Source organism: Neorhizobium tunisiense, from assembly GCF_039631515.1.
Lineage (GTDB): Bacteria > Pseudomonadota > Alphaproteobacteria > Rhizobiales > Rhizobiaceae > Neorhizobium.
Map to the genome: position 1 here is coordinate 56,991 of NZ_JBDIUU010000002.1, position 14,926 is coordinate 71,916.

Genomic DNA, 14,926 nt, shown 5'->3' on the forward strand with positions numbered 1-14,926 from the left:
GGGTCAATATTTTCCGTGCCGGATTTTATTGTTTACTGGCTGGTGGTGCTCGCGAAGCGGCCGAAGGTGCCGCGGGAGAAACACAAAGGATCGCCTTCGCGGTGGGCGGCGCGCAGCACGCGGCCGAGGATCAGCGTATGATCGCCGGCATCGTGCATCGAGGAGAGCTGGCATTCGAAGCGAGCGAGCGTGCCGGGTATGACCGGCACGCCTTCGTGGTTCTGGTTCCAGAACAGTTCCTCGAAGCCGAGGCCGCCGCGCGTGAACCGGGCGCTCAAGAGATCCTGGTCGGCGCTGAGCACGTGGATGGCGAAATGGCCGGCCGAGGTGAAAGCCGCGTGGCGCGACGAGCTCTTGGCCGGCGACCAGAGAACCAGCGGCGGATCGAGCGACACCGAGGTGAAGCTGTTGACCGTCATGCCGATCGGGCCATCCGGGGTTGTTGCCGTCACCACGGTCACTCCGGTCGTGAAGGCCCCGAGCGCGTTGCGGTAATGCCGCGCGGTCGATGCGTCCGGAATGAAGATCTGTTCGCTGAGCGTGCTTGCGGTGTCGGCAGTGATCATCATGGCACCTGCTTTCCGATTGCGGCTGTGTAGAGTTCGAACCAGGTCTGGCGATCGATCGTCACCTTCATGGCATTCGCGCTTGTCGCGATGCGGCTGAGATTGTTGGTGCCGATGATCGGAAGAATGTTTGCGGGATGCGCGAGCAGCCAGGCCAGCGCCACAGCCGACGCGTCGACGCCTTGTTCTGCCGCCACCCGTTCAAGCACGGCCATCAAAGGCTGATATTCGGGTTTGAAGATGCCGCCGCGGGCGAGCGGTGACCAAGCCATCGGCGCGATGTTGCGTTCCTGCAGATAGGCGAGGTCGCCATTGGTGAATGCCTCGGAGGCAAGGAGGCTTATCTCGATCTGGTTGGTAACGAGTTCTGCTTCCATGGAGGATTGCAGCAGGGAGAAATCCCAGGGGCGGAAATTCGAGACGCCGACGGCGCGCACCTTGCCGGATACGACCAGCGCGTCGAGCGCCGGGCCCGTCTCGTCCGGATCCATGAACGGGTCGGGCCGGTGGATCAGCAGGAGATCGATATGGTCGGTGGCCATGTCGCGCAGCGAGGCCTCGACCGAGGCGTTGATATGGGCGGCGCTGGTATCGTAGTGCTTGCCGCGGACGGCGGAATGGCGGCCGGCCGGCGCGACGATGCCGCATTTGGTGACGATCTCGATTTTGTCACGCAGCGAAGGCGAGGCCTTCAGCGCCCCGCCCAAAATCGCTTCGGCTGTGTAGCCGCCATAGATGTCGGCCTGGTCCATGGTGGTGATGCCCTGCGCTAGGCAGGCCTCGATCTTCGCCTGGACATGTTTCGGCGAGGTATCGGCGTCGTCGCCGATCCGCCACATGCCGTAAACGAGGCGGCTGAGATGGAGATCGGGCGAAAGTTCAATGCGGTCCATGTGGTGAGGGGTCATCAGTGTCGTCTCCCGTTGCCGAGCGGCGTTGCGGGTGTCTCGGCCGGCACGCGACCATAGGCATGCGGCAGCGAACAGGTCTTGAGCTCGGGCAGCACCTTCTGACCGAAATGTTCCGCCTCGTCGAGATGCGGATAGCCCGAAAAGATGAAGGCCCGGATGCCCATCTTCCTGTAGGCCTCGATTTCCGAAAGCACCTGGTCAGCGGAGCCGACCAGGGCCGCGCCGCAGCCGGAGCGCGCCCGGCCGATGCCGGTCCAGAGGTGAGGTTCGACGTAACCGAACTTGTCGGCCAGTTCGCGGGCCTTGGCCTGGTGCGAGACGCCGAGCGAGGTGCTGTCATGGGCGCGGCTGCGGATCAACTGGCCATATTCGTCATCCAGCTTGGAGACGAGATGCTCCGCATATTCGCGGGCTTCCTGCTCGGTATCGCGGACGATCATGTGGACGCGCAGGCCGTAGTCGAGCGTGCGGCCATGGGCGGCGGCGCGGGCATGGACGGCCTTCATGCGCTCGGCCAGCTGGTCCCGGGTTTCCGGCCACATCAGGTAGACGTCGCATTGGGCGCCGCAGAGCTCCAGCGCATCCGGCGAATAACCGCCGAAATAGAGAAGCGGCCCGCCATTCTGCTGGTAGGGGCGGGCGGGCTCGGTGGTGACGCCCTTGAAATTGTAGACCTCGCCCTCGTGGTCGATCGTGTCGCGGGTCCAGGCCTGGCGGAGGATCTGCACGACCTCGTGGCTGCGGCGATAACGGAAGGCGCTGTCGGCGACTTCGCCGGGGAAATCGGAGCTGATGACGTTGAGCGTCAGCCGGCCCTTCAACATGTGGTCGAGGGTAGCGATGGTGCGCGCCAGCATGATCGGCTGCATCTCGCCACAACGGATCGCGGCCAGCAGATTGATCCGGTCGGTAATCTGCGAGGCGGCGGCGGCGAAACTCAGCGTGTCCTGGCCAACCTGGTAGGATGAGGGGCAGAGGATGTTGCGGAAGCCGAGCGTCTCGGCGCGCCTGACGATGTCGGAGCAATGTTCCCAGCTCGATTTCAGCGCATCCTCGGGGACGCCGAGATAGGCGTAGTCGTCCGAGCACAGCGCGGCGAACCAGGATACTTCCGCCGCATCGAGATCCGGCGACGTTATGGGCACGATAGTCATGAGATCCTCCTCAATCTTCGACTTGCATATCACTCGCTTTCGTGTAAATCAATGGTGTATCAATTTTTGTGTATCTGTTCCCTGGGGAGGGGGAGCATCGATGGAGAGCCATCCGGGCAGCCTGCCGATCTATCTGCAAATCGCCGAACTTCTGGTGCGCGATATCGCCGCCGGCCGGCTTGTCGACGGCGAGAAGCTGGCGCCGGAGCGCGACATGGCGGTGCAGCTCGGCATTGCCGTCGGCACGCTGCGCAAGGCGCTGGCGGAACTGCAGAACCGCGGGCTTCTGGAGCGGGTGCAGGGGTCGGGCAACTACATAAGGGCGATCAGCGATCCGAAGAGCGTCTATGCGATGTTCCGGCTGGAACTGGTCCAGGGCGGCGGCCTTCCGACCGCGGAATTGCTCGACGTCATGCGGCTCGACAAACCCAAGGAACTGCCGAAATTCGGCTTTTCGCCGGAAGGCCATCGCATCCGACGCATTCGCCGGCTGTCGGGCAAGGTCGCGGCACTCGAGGAGATCTGGCTCGACGGCTCCTACGTGGCGGCCATCGCGCCGGAGGAGCTGTCGGAATCCCTCTATCTCTATTACCGCACCCGGCTTGGCCTTTGGATAGCCCGGGCGGAAGACAAGATCGGCCTCGACACCGTGCCCGACTGGGCGCCGTTGGCCTTCGGCCAGAAGCCGGGGGCGCCGATTCCCTACGTGCTGCGGACGAGCCAGGCACAGGACGGCGCCCTGGCCGAGGTTTCCCGCACATGGTTCGACCATTCCGTGGCGCGCTACGTATCGCGGCTGCGGTAGAAACAATCGAGTACCGACAAGATGAAATTCGAGACGACACAAGACGGTTTTTTCATTTCGCTGAACGGCCGCGTCATCCTGCGGCATAGCGCGGCCTCGCCATGCATATTCGTCGGCCACGGGCAGGAGCGGATGGACATGTACCGCGGCAATTTCGAGATCGAGGACTATATCGTCGAGCGCAGTGCGCTGCGCCATGCGGATGTCGTCGGCAACACGATCAGTCTCTCGGAGGCGGAGGGCCGTGCGCCGCGGCTGGAGCTGACGATTTCGGAAACCGCCGTGCATTTTCGCTCGCTGGACGAGACGATCAACCGCTTCTGGATCCGCATCCATGCGGAGAATGGCGAACATGTCTGGGGCGGAGGCGAGCAGATGTCCTATTTCGACATGCGCGGCCGACGTTTTCCGCTGTGGACCTCGGAGCCGGGTGTCGGGCGCGACAAGACGAGCGAGATCACCTTCAAGTCGGACCTGAAGGACAAGGCGGGCGGCGACTATTACAACACCAACTATCCGCAGCCGACCTACGTCTCTTCGGCGCGTTACGCGCTGCATGTCGAGACGACCGCCTATTCCGTCTTCGATTTCCGCCGCAAGACGTTTCACGAGATCGAAGCCTGGGCGGTGCCGGAGCGGATCGAACTGTTTGACGCGCCGAGCTTCGTCGAGCTGGTCGAGACGCTCTCTTTGCGGTTCGGGCGGCAGCCGGAACTGCCCGATTGGGTCTACAACGGCGCGATCATCGGCCTCAAGGACGGCGTCAATTCCTTCGCGCGGCTGGAAAAGATGCGCAACGCGGGCGTTCAGGTTTCCGGCCTCTGGTGCGAGGACTGGGTCGGGCTTCGCCAGACCTCGTTCGGCTCGCGCCTGTTCTGGGACTGGCAGGCGAACGAGAGCCGTTACCCGGACCTGCGAGAGAAAATCACAGAGCTGAACGGGGAGGGCATCCGTTTTCTCGGCTATGTGAACCCCTATCTCTGCGTCGATGGCTCGCTCTTTCCCGAAGCGGAGGCGGCGGGTTATTTCGCCAGGGATCAGCTTGGCCGTACGGCGATCGTCGATTTCGGCGAGTTCGATTGCGGCGTCGTGGATTTCACCAATCCGGAAGCCGCGGACTGGTTTGCCGAGGAAGTCATCGGCCGTCGCATGCTGGATTTCGGGCTGACCGGCTGGATGGCCGATTTCGGCGAATACCTGCCGATCGACGTCGAGCTTGCCAACGGCATCGACGCCAAGCTGATGCACAATGCCTGGCCGACGCTTTGGGCCGAGGTCAACGCCAAGGCGATCTCCAGCCGCGGCAAGACGGGCGAGGCGCTGTTCTTCATGCGGGCAGGCTTCACCGGAGTGCAAAAACATTGCCCGCTGCTCTGGGGCGGTGACCAGTCGGTGGATTTCTCCCGCCATGACGGGCTCGTCACCGTGATGTGCGCGGCGCTCTCGTCTGGCCTGCTCGGCAACGCCTATCACCATTCCGATATCGGCGGTTATACGAGCCTGTTCGGTAATGTCCGCACACCGGAACTGCTGATGCGCTGGGCCGAGATGGCCGCCTTTACGCCGGTCATGCGCAGCCACGAGGGCAACCGGCCGCGCGACAATATCCAGATCGACCAGGATCCGGAGGTGCTGGAGCACTTCGCGCGGATGACGCGGATCTATGTGCATCTGGCGCCGTATCTGAAGGCGCTGTCCAAGGAAGCGGCCATGCGGGGATTACCGGTGCAGCGTCCGCTGTTCCTGCATCATGAGCATGATCCGAAGACCTACGCCATCCAGGATGCCTATCTCTACGGCGCCGACCTGCTGGTCGCGCCGGTGTGGCAGGCAGCGCAGGAGGTGCGGGGTGTCTATCTGCCGGAGGGGGCAGATTGGGTGCATGTGTGGAGCGGCGTGGAATATGCAGGCGGGGAAGAGGTGACGGTCGCGTCGCCGATCGGGGAGCCGCCGGTGTTTTATCGCCGTGGGGCGGAGACGGCTGGATTGTTTGAGGCGTTGAAGGGGATGTGAGGCGTTGCGGCAACCACCCTTCTTCCCCCTTGCGGGGAAGATGTCAGCGGAGCTGACAGATGGGGGTGGTTCAGCGTACTCAACTGGCGAGGAGGATGTTGACCACCCCCCTCTGCCTGCCGGCATCTCCCCCGCAAGGGGGGAGATCGGACTGCCGCACCGCTGGCGATCCCAGACTCACCGAGCCGCCCAGTTCGCGCCGCGCCGGAAAATCGTCTTCATCTGCGGCACGGCGAATTCCTTGGCCTGGTGGCCAAGCGAGGAATAGAACACCCGGCCCTCGCCGTATTTCCGCTTCCACACCACCGGCATGACGACGCCGTCGATCCAGTAGGCGTGGTCGCCGGTGAAGGTCGTCGTGGCCAGCACCTCGTTCGAGGGGTCGACATGCATGTAATATTGCTCGGACGTGTAGGGGAAATCGGTGATTCCCTCCATCAGCGGATCGCCCGGCTTCGTGATGTTGACCGTATAGTCAATGATATTGCCGGGATGGGCGACCCACTGGCCGCCGATGATGAACTGGTAGTCGACCGACTCGCGGAACGCATCGCCCGCGCCGCCGTGGTAACCGGCAATGCCGACGCCGCTCTGGACGGCCGCGGCGAGGTTCTTCACCTCTTCCTTCTCGATCTTCGACATGGTCATGATCGGCACGATGAGGCTGAGATCATGGATCGAGGGATCGGCGAAAGCCTCGGTCGAATGCTCGACATAGACCTTGAAACCATCTTCTTCCAGCATGTCCTTGATGATGACGGCGCATTCCTGCGGTTCGTGGCCGCTCCAGCCACCCCAAACGATGAGTGCTTCACGCATTTTATTCGTCCTCCAGAATTATTTTGCCAGCTGGCCGTCGACGAGAGATTCCGACAAAGGAGCGGGCCGCTCCGTGGCCGTGGTGATCTTGATCGTGCGCCCTTCGGCGGACGCCGTGTGAAAGGCTTCCATGACCTCCAGCACATGCAGCGCCAGATCGCCGTTCGCCCGGTGCGGACGGTTGGAACGGATCGCGTAAGCGAGGTCCGCGACGCCGATCGAGCGGTAGTTGCCGTCCGCATAGGGCAAGGTGGTGGGCTGGTCCTCGAATTGGGCACCCTTCTTCAGATAACCGACGGGTCCCTCGAAACGGTTCGGGTCCGGCACGATCAGCGTGCCTTCGGTGCCGTAGACCTCGAGCGGCACATGTTTGTGGCCGGCGACATCGAAGCTCATGCCGATCTGCACGACCGCGCCGTTGGCAAACGCCATGACACCCGCCACGTGGGTCGGAACATGCACCGGAATGCGCTCGCCGTTGCGCGGCTCGCTGGTGATGATGCGCTCCTGGCGGGGGGTGACCGCAAAGCCCGCCACCTGCGAGACCGGGCCGAGCAGGTTGACGAGATCGGTGATGTAATAGGGACCCATGTCGAGCATCGGGCCGCCGCCGACCTCGTAGTAGAAGGCCGGGTTCGGGTGCCAGCGCTCGTGGCCGGGGCACATGAAGGTCGCAGTGCCGCCGACGGGCAGGCCGATAACGCCCTGGTCGATCAGTTCGCGGGCCGTCTGGTGGCCGCCGCCGAGGAAGGTATCGGGGGCGGCGCCGATGCGCAGGCCCCTGGCCTTTGCGGCCTCCGCCAATTTTTTCCCTTCCGCGAAATTAATCCCGAGTGGCTTTTCCGAATAGGTGTGCTTGCCGGCTTCGAGCGCCTGCAGGGCAACAGTGACATGCGCCTTGGGGATCGTCAGGTTGACGATGATCTCGACCTTGGGATCGGCAAGCAGTTCGTCGACGGTGCGGGCCTCGAGATTGAATTCGGAGGCCTTCGCCTCGGCCAGGTCGCGGTTGAGATCCGCCACTCCGCGGATATCGAGGATCGGAAAAGCCGAGGTCATCGCCTTCAGATAGGCGCCTGAAATATTGCCGCATCCGATGATGCCGATACCGACTTTATCCATGATTTCCTCCCGAAAAATGCTGAAATTTGTGCCTCAGAGCGCCGGCCCGGTGGTGCTCCAGGGCGATTCGTAAAGCTCGTAAAGTGCGACGGCCGCCGCTCCCTGCGCCCAGAAATCATCTGTCGAATCGTCGAAGACGAGTTCGCTGACGCCTTTCAGCGAGGGCGGAATGGCGAGCGCATAGGCATCGCGCAGGCTATTCAGGAACGGCTCGCCCAGCGCCAGCGACGAGCCGACGAGGATGACGCGCGGCGGCGCAAACAACGTGACGATGTTGGCGATGGTCAGCCCGACGGCCTCGCCGGCGCGAACGGCCGCGCCGATCAACCGGTCGTCATCGGCCTGGATCAGCGCCTGGACGTGGGTCATACCGCGGCCGAGCCGCACCGCTTCGGCAAAACGCCCGTCCGCCTGCTGCTCGCCGAGGATGGCGCTTTCGCCGGCCTGGCTGGAAAGCCGCACCATGCCCTGCGGTCCGGTGCCGAGCACGAGGTCGCCGAGATTGTGGCTGAGGCCGCCGGCGCCGCGGAAAAGCCGGTTGCCGTGCAGCACGCCGAGGCCGAGTGTCTGTTCGAGCGAGATCAGGACCATATCCTGCAGATCGCGGGCCTTGCCGAACCAGTGATGGCCGAGCGTGATGGCATGAGCATCGCTCTCGACGATCGTCGGCGTCGACAGGCGGGTAGACATTTCGGCGGCAAAATCGATGTTGATCTCGCGGAAAATCGGGCTGGAGCGGATATGCCCGGTGCGGTGTTCGATGACGCCTGGAAGCCCGAGGCAGACGCTGTCGACATCCTCCAGCGACAGACCGGCATCGACGACGCAGCGGCGCACGCCGTCCTCGACGAGGTCGGCGATGACCGCGATCGGCTGGCGGTCGATGCGGATCGGCAAAGTGAGTTTGGAGAGCACGTCGCCACGGAAATTTGTAACCACGAAGACCATGCGGCTTGCCGCGATCTTGGCGCCGACGACGCGGGCGGCGTCCGGATTGACTTCCAGCATGACGCGCGGCCGGCCGCGCACCGCCTCGTTGCGGATATCGCCCTCGTGGCGGGTCAGGATCAGCCCGTCGTCGAGCAGCGAACCGGTAATGGCGGAAACGGTAGTGGTCGAGAGTTCGGTGCGCTCGGAAATTTCGACGCGAGAAATGGGGCCGCGCCGCCGGATCGTATCAAGCACATTCAGGCGGTTGATGGCGCGCAACAATTCGGGATCGGCGGTCTTCATCTTCTGCGCACTCGTCGGCTTCTGCACCGAACTGCTATTTAATTCGAGGTGCAAATTAAATCCGCTTTGTTCTAGAGCCGATTTTGTGCTGCATGCAATAGATAAAAGCAGCAAGTGGCGCAAATTTCGCCAAAATCGTGCAATGGCGCGCAAGGCTATTGACAGATGCGTTAGGCTTGCCGATTATTTAATTCGGATACAGGAATAAAGCTTTGGGAGGAGCACCTTCATGTCCAACAGATATCACAGGATGCGTTTGATTTCCGCGACCGCCGTTGCGCTCGCGGGTGGCCTGTTTACGGCCGGCGCTGCTGCAGCGGACAGCGTCATTCGCTGGATGCATGTCGAGCAGGTGCCGGGAAACGTAGCGGTCTGGAACCAGATCGCCAGGGATTACGAGGCCAAGCATCCCGGCGTCAAAGTCGAACTGCAATTCCTGGAAAACCAAGCCTTCAAGGCCAAACTGCCGACGCTTCTGCAGTCGAACGATGCGCCAAGCATCTTCTACACGTGGGGTGGCGGCGTCCTGAAGGCGCAGTCGGAGACCGGCACGTTGCGGCCGATCAATGCGGCGATCGACGCGAATGGAGGGGAATGGCGCAAGTCGATCAATGCCTCCGCGGTCGACGGCCTGACCTTCGACGGCAAGGTCTGGGCTTCGCCCGTCAGGACCGGCCTCGTTTCCTTCTATTACAACAAGGAACTGTTCAAGAAGGCGGGGGTCGATGCCGCCAAGATCGCGACCTGGGACGATTTCCTCGGTGCCGTCAAGGCGCTTAAGCAGGCCGGCGTGACGCCTATTGCCGGCGGCGGGCGGGACAAGTGGCCCCTGCATTTTTACTGGAGCTATCTCTCGATGCGTGAGGCCGGGCAAAAGGGCTTTGCCGATGCCAAGGCCGGCAAGAACGACGGCTTCGCCGGCAAGCCTTTCGTCAAGGCTGGCGAGCGCATGGCCGAGCTCGGCAAGCTTGAGCCGTTCCAGAATGGCTATCTGGGTGCGACCTGGAACGATGCGCTTGCCACGTTCGGTGATGGCCGTGCCGCGCTCATCCTGAGCTTCGAGAATACGCCCTCGACCCAGGCGTCGAATTCGACGAGCCGCAAAGGCCTGCCCGACGACAATATCGGTCGCTTCCCGTTCCCCGTCGTCAGCGGGGGTGCCGGTGTGACCACCGACAGCTTCGGCGGTCTCAACGGATGGGCGGTCACCAAGAACGCGCCGCCTGAAACCGAGGACTTCCTCCGCTACATGGCGAGCGCAGATGTGCAGAAGCTTCTTGCCAGGGATACGCAGATCATGCCGGTCGCCAAGGGTGCGAGCGAAGCGATCTCCAAGCCGCTGCTGAAGGAAGTTGCCGAGGCTCTTGGCAAGGAAACCTGGCACCAGAACTTCCTCGACCAGGATCTCGGTCCCAATGTCGGTGCGATCGTCAACGACATCAGCGTCGAAGTGGTCTCCGGCGGGATGAAGCCGGCGGCTGCCGCGCAGCAGATCGAGGATGCCTATTCTCTGGAGCGCAAGTAAGCGCAGTGCCGGCGCTCCCGAGGTCCTGAACCTGGGGGCGCCGGTTCCTTTTTTGCCTGACGCCGTCTTGCGCAGCCCGAAAGGCTCGAAAATCGATGAGCGATACGCTGATCTCTGCCAATGCCGCGCTTGCCGGGAACCCAATTGCGGTATCGCGGCGCCGCAAGCGGTCCCTGGCCAACAGCAAGTGGCCGGTGCTGATCCTGTTCCTGCCGCCGGCGCTTCTCCTGTTCACGGTGCTGGTCATTCTGCCCATGGGCGAGGCCGCCTGGTATTCCTTCTACAATTGGAACGGCTATGGCAGTCCGACGCAGTGGGTCGGCTGGCGCAACTACCAGCTTATTTTCCGCAATAGCGCCTTCACCCAGGCACTGATCAACAACGGCCTGATCGTGCTTGCCTCGCTCTGCGTGCAGGTGCCGCTGGCGCTCTGGCTGGCGACGATGATCTCCAGCCGGATCAAGGGTGCGCTGTTCTTCCGGCTGATCTTCTTCCTGCCCTATGTGCTTGCGGACGTCGCCGCCGGCATGATCTGGCGTTTCGTCTATGACGGGGATTTCGGCCTCGTGGCCGGTATCTCGCAGATGCTCGGTGTCGAGGCGCCCTTCTGGCTGGCCGACCGGGACCTGGCGATGTACGCGATATTGGGCGTCGTGGTCTGGAAGTATTTCGGCTTTCACATGATGCTTTTCATCGCCGGCCTGCAGGCGATCGACAAGAGCGTGCTGGAAGCCGCCGACATCGACGGCGCGACCGGTTTCCAGAAATTCCGGCTTGTAACATTGCCGCTGCTCGGCTCCACCGTGCGCCTTTCCGTCTTCTTTGCGGTCGTTGGCTCGCTGCAGCTCTTCGACATGATCATGCCGTTGACCGGCGGCGGTCCGTCGAACTCGACCCAGACGATGGTGACGTTCCTCTACAATTTCGGGGTGACCCGCATGCAGGTCGGGTTCGGCAGCGCCGTCGGCGTGGTGCTGTTCGTGATCTGCGTGACGCTCGCCTTCAGCTACAAGCGGGTATTCATGCGCAATGACTGAGATATCGACAGCACAGCCCATCGATGCGGCGAGCGCCCCGACCTCCGGCCAGCGCATCCGCGCCGGCACGCAGGTCTATATGTACGTGTCGCTGATCATCGTGGCGGCTATCGTGGTGGTGCCGCTGATCAGTACCGCGCTCGGCGGCTTCAAGACGCTGGGCGAACTGCGCGGCAATCCGTTCGGACTGCCGACGGAATGGCAGTGGTCGAACTACACGGACATCATCATCAGCAAGCGCTATTGGCTGCAGATGAGCAATTCGCTGATCATCGCCCTGCTGACAGTGTTCCTGACGCTGACGTTCGGCGCCATGGCGGCCTTCTGTTTTGCGCATATCCGCTTCTTCGGCGCCAACCATCTGGTCAACTATTTCCTGATCGGGCTGATGTTTCCGGCCGCGACCGCGATCCTGCCGCTCTATATCCGCATCCGCGATCTGGGGCTCATCGACACATACTGGGGCGTGGTGCTGCCGCAGGTGGCATTCGGCATGGGCATGAGCATCATGCTGTTCCGCAACTACTTCCGCAATTTGCCGTCCGAACTCTTCGACGCGGCCTTCGTGGACGGCTGCGGCTACATGCGGTTCTTCTGGCATATCACGCTGCCGCTGTCGCGACCGATCATCGCCACCGTCGGCATCATCTCCTTCGTCGGCAGCTGGAACAGCTATATCGTGCCGCTGATCATGCTGAACTCCGAGAGCCGCTATCCCTGGCCGCTCGGCATCATGATCTACCGGGGCGAATTCAGCACCGAATGGCAGCTGGTGCTGGCCTTCATCACGCTCACCATCCTGCCCACCATCATCGCCTTCTTCCTGGCCCAGAAGCACATCATCGCCGGTCTGACTGCCGGTGCGGTGAAGTCCTGAGCCCCGACCCGGAGTAATTCGCATGGCATCCGTCGAACTCAGACAAGTCCGCAAGGCCTATGGGGCACTCCCCGTCATCCATGGCGTGTCGCTGGCGATCGAAGACGGCGAGTTCGTCGCTCTGGTCGGTCCGTCCGGCTGCGGAAAATCGACGCTGCTGCGCATGATTGCCGGGCTTGAGGAAATCACCGACGGCGAGATCATCATCGACAATGCTGTCGTCAACGAGCTTACGCCGCGCGAGCGCAACATCGCCATGGTGTTCCAGTCCTATGCGCTTTATCCGCACATGACGGTCGCCGAGAACATGGGCTTCAATTTGCGCCTTTCCGGAACTCCCAAGCCGGTGATTGCCGAACGCGTCGCCGAAGCCGCCCGCATGCTCGACCTCATGCCGCTTCTCGACCGCAAGCCGGCGCAGCTTTCCGGCGGCCAGCGCCAGCGCGTCGCCATGGGGCGGGCGATCGTTCGCAACCCGGCCGTCTTCCTGTTCGACGAGCCGCTCTCCAATCTCGACGCCAAGCTGCGCGTGCAGATGCGCGCCGAGATTAAGCAGCTGCACCAGAAGGTCGGGACGACCTCGATCTACGTCACCCACGACCAGATCGAGGCGATGACGCTCGCCGACCGGATCGTCGTGCTCAACCAGGGAAAGGTGGAGCAGGAAGGCACGCCGATGGAACTGTACAAGAAGCCGGCCAACCTCTTCGTCGCCGCCTTCATCGGTTCTCCGGCGATGAACCTTCTCGACGGCACCGTGGATGGTGATGGCGGCGAACCCTCCGCGCGCCTTGGCGACGGAACCGCGATCCGCATCGCGCCGGACCGCAAAGTCAAGCGTGGGCAGGCGATCAAGGTGGGTCTGCGTCCGGAGCATTTGAGCCCCGGCGTCGGGGGGACTGCGCTTGCTGGCCAGACGCTGCTGGTCGAGCCGACCGGTGCACAGACCCACATCATCTTCGACCTTGCCGGCCATCCGGTGGTCGCGATCGTCGACGGCGAATATCCTGCCCGCTACGGGGCGCGGTTCGAAGCCAACATTCCGGCCGAGCAGGTGCATGTCTTCGACCGCGAAACCGGAGTGGCGCTTTAGCCCGGCCTTTGCCGCACGCGTCGGCTCATCTGCTTTTCCGATGGTCCGTTTGTGCGGCTTTGCCGGATTGACGCGATAATCCGGAAGGTGTCACGCTGTTGAAATGTCGGTGACCTAGAACCCGGCGACGCAGGAGATTGCCGAATTCCCGTGCCTGCAAGAAAAGGTCAATGACAATGGCTGACATACGTCCCAACGCCCTCCATGTCATCGTCGTGGGCATCGATGGGCTGCGCCCCGACATGATCAACGAGGTCACCATGCCCAATCTCGCAGGGATGCGGGCGCGGGGCGTATCGAGCAGGGACCACCGAACGGTGTTCCCCAGCGAGACTCGGGGCGCCCTGACGGCGCTTGCCAGCGGCGCGCGGCCGGAAACCACCGGCGTGCTCGGCAACGAATTCTACTCCCGCGACGGATCGGGCCGGCTGACGGGCACGGATACGATCCACGACTGGCGAGCCGGCGAGAAGCGGCTGATCGGCGGCATGGTGACCGCCACCAACCTCTCCGAAACGCTCGCCAGGAACGGCAAGTCGTTCGCGGTCGTGACGTCGAGCGGGCAGGGTTCGTTCACCGCGCTCAACTGGAAGGGAGCCGACCGGGACCAGACCGGCTACAATGTTCGCCATCCGGCAATCGGCTTCCCGCCAGAGCTTGCCGTCGACATCGCCGAACAGCACAGGATGCCGGCAAACGGTCTTGATCGTGGCGCGGAAAAACAGGCTGTCGCCGTGTTCACCGATACCGTCTGGCCCGCCAGGAAGCCGGATGCGGCGATCATCTGGCTGACGGAAGTCGACAGCGCCTCGCACCGCTACGGCCTTGGCGCCGAGGGCATGCTCGCGTCGATGCGCGATTGTGATGCGGCGATCGGCAACCTCCTGGAATGGCGGGACAAACAGCCCGAAAAGGACGGCATCGTCATTTTCGTCACCTCCGATCACGGTCATTCGACCATCGTGGAATTCATCTCGGTCGGCGATGCGCTGAAGGAAGCGGGCATCTCCGCGGGCCTGCGATTTGGCGATGGCATCGACGTGCTTTACCGCCGCGGCCGCGCACCGGGCTTCTGGCTCAGGACATTCGACAAGGGCCTTCTGCAGGGCGTTTTCGATGCGCTTGCCATCCAGCCCTGGTATGGCGCGACCTTTACCCGGGCCACCGAGCCGGGGTCGCATGAGGGCGTCCTTGCGGGCACGCTGGCGCTGGAGCTGACGGGGGCTGCCCATCCCCGCGCGCCGGATCTCTATATCAACCTGAAGGGCGACGACGCGGAGAACGCGTTCGGCGTGCCGGGCACCTCGATCTGCGACGCCGGCAGCTATAGCGGCATTCCGCTCGGCGGCGGTTCGCATGGTGGCCTGCATTCGACCGAGCTTGCGGCGGTCTTGATCGGCGACGGCGCAGGCCTCAAAAGCGGCGGACAGGTGATCGCATCGCGCACTGCGATCTACGACATCGCCCCGACCGTTCTCGAAATGCTGGGCCTCCAGCCCGCCACCAGCATGACCGGCCGGCCGATGTTTGAGCTTTTCGACGACGCCGGAACCGTGGACGCGCCCGAAGTCACCGAATTCACGGCATCGGTCGAGGGGAAGACTTCGCGGATCGTCATCGGCCGTGTCGAAGGCCGTGCCTATATCGACGAGGCGGACCTTCTGACTGAAACGCCGGCAGCGAACGCCGGTCAGCCGAAGGTCGCGGAATTGCAGGCCTGACCTCGTTCCGGATGACACGTCCGGCGATGCCCGGGCGCTTTAAAGGTCTC

At 63.0% G+C, this 14,926-nt stretch carries 13 protein-coding genes; 7 read left to right on the forward strand and 6 right to left on the reverse strand.

Annotated features, from left to right (window positions below):
- Positions 1-32 precede the first annotated feature (32 nt).
- Genes smoA through ABCW43_RS09390 form a run of 3 tightly spaced genes read right to left on the reverse strand, consistent with a single transcriptional unit; the run spans position 33 to position 2,631 of the window.
- On the reverse strand, positions 33-569 hold the full coding sequence (gene smoA / locus ABCW43_RS09380) for an NADH-dependent FMN reductase SmoA (protein ID WP_345923505.1): 537 nt from the start codon (positions 567-569) through the stop codon (positions 33-35).
- Positions 566-1,459, reverse strand: coding sequence for an aldo/keto reductase (locus ABCW43_RS09385; RefSeq protein ID WP_345925395.1), 894 nt, complete (start codon positions 1,457-1,459; stop codon positions 566-568). Before ABCW43_RS09385 ends, smoA begins: the two co-directional genes overlap by 4 nt.
- Positions 1,460-1,473: 14 nt before the next feature.
- Positions 1,474-2,631 (reverse strand): LLM class flavin-dependent oxidoreductase, encoded by a 1,158-nt coding sequence (locus ABCW43_RS09390; protein ID WP_345923507.1) that lies wholly within the window; start codon positions 2,629-2,631, stop codon positions 1,474-1,476.
- 100 nt (positions 2,632-2,731) lie between these two features.
- Between ABCW43_RS09390 and ABCW43_RS09395 the strand changes: the two genes are divergently transcribed.
- Together ABCW43_RS09395 and ABCW43_RS09400 are read left to right on the forward strand one after the other, a co-directional pair.
- Complete coding sequence (locus ABCW43_RS09395; RefSeq protein WP_345923509.1) at positions 2,732-3,436, forward strand: GntR family transcriptional regulator; 705 nt, start codon at positions 2,732-2,734, stop codon at positions 3,434-3,436.
- A gap of 21 nt (positions 3,437-3,457) precedes the next feature.
- The gene (locus ABCW43_RS09400) at positions 3,458-5,449 is read left to right on the forward strand and encodes an alpha-glucosidase (RefSeq protein WP_345923511.1); all 1,992 of its coding nucleotides are present in this window, start codon (positions 3,458-3,460) and stop codon (positions 5,447-5,449) included.
- Positions 5,450-5,626: 177 nt separating this feature from the next.
- Here the strand turns inward: ABCW43_RS09400 and ABCW43_RS09405 are convergent, their stop codons facing one another.
- The 3 genes from ABCW43_RS09405 to ABCW43_RS09415 are packed head-to-tail and all read right to left on the reverse strand — an operon-like array spanning position 5,627 to position 8,623.
- On the reverse strand, positions 5,627-6,268 hold the full coding sequence (locus ABCW43_RS09405) for a ThuA domain-containing protein (RefSeq protein WP_345923513.1): 642 nt from the start codon (positions 6,266-6,268) through the stop codon (positions 5,627-5,629).
- A gap of 18 nt (positions 6,269-6,286) precedes the next feature.
- The gene (locus ABCW43_RS09410) at positions 6,287-7,390 is read right to left on the reverse strand and encodes a Gfo/Idh/MocA family protein (RefSeq protein WP_345923515.1); all 1,104 of its coding nucleotides are present in this window, start codon (positions 7,388-7,390) and stop codon (positions 6,287-6,289) included.
- 33 nt (positions 7,391-7,423) lie between these two features.
- Entirely contained in the window at positions 7,424-8,623 is a 1,200-nt protein-coding gene (locus ABCW43_RS09415) for an ROK family protein (RefSeq protein ID WP_345923517.1), read from the reverse strand.
- A gap of 229 nt (positions 8,624-8,852) precedes the next feature.
- Here ABCW43_RS09415 and ABCW43_RS09420 point away from each other — a divergent pair, with 229 nt between their 5' ends.
- From ABCW43_RS09420 to ABCW43_RS09440, 5 genes are all read left to right on the forward strand, one after another.
- Positions 8,853-10,148 carry an ABC transporter substrate-binding protein gene (locus tag ABCW43_RS09420; RefSeq protein WP_345923519.1) on the forward strand — a complete coding sequence of 432 codons (1,296 nt, stop codon included), beginning with the start codon at positions 8,853-8,855 and terminating at the stop codon, positions 10,146-10,148.
- Positions 10,149-10,243: 95 nt separating this feature from the next.
- Positions 10,244-11,185: a carbohydrate ABC transporter permease gene (locus ABCW43_RS09425; protein WP_345923521.1), complete on the forward strand. Its 942-nt coding sequence runs from the start codon at positions 10,244-10,246 to the stop codon at positions 11,183-11,185.
- A gap of 79 nt (positions 11,186-11,264) precedes the next feature.
- A complete protein-coding gene (locus tag ABCW43_RS09430) occupies positions 11,265-12,062 on the forward strand; it encodes a carbohydrate ABC transporter permease (protein ID WP_345925397.1) in 798 nt (265 codons plus the stop codon).
- A 22-nt stretch (positions 12,063-12,084) separates the two neighbouring features.
- On the forward strand, positions 12,085-13,155 hold the full coding sequence (locus tag ABCW43_RS09435) for an ABC transporter ATP-binding protein (RefSeq protein ID WP_345923523.1): 1,071 nt from the start codon (positions 12,085-12,087) through the stop codon (positions 13,153-13,155).
- Between the two features lie 176 nt (positions 13,156-13,331).
- Positions 13,332-14,876 carry an alkaline phosphatase family protein gene (locus tag ABCW43_RS09440; RefSeq protein WP_345923525.1) on the forward strand — a complete coding sequence of 515 codons (1,545 nt, stop codon included), beginning with the start codon at positions 13,332-13,334 and terminating at the stop codon, positions 14,874-14,876.
- Positions 14,877-14,926: the final 50 nt, after the last annotated feature.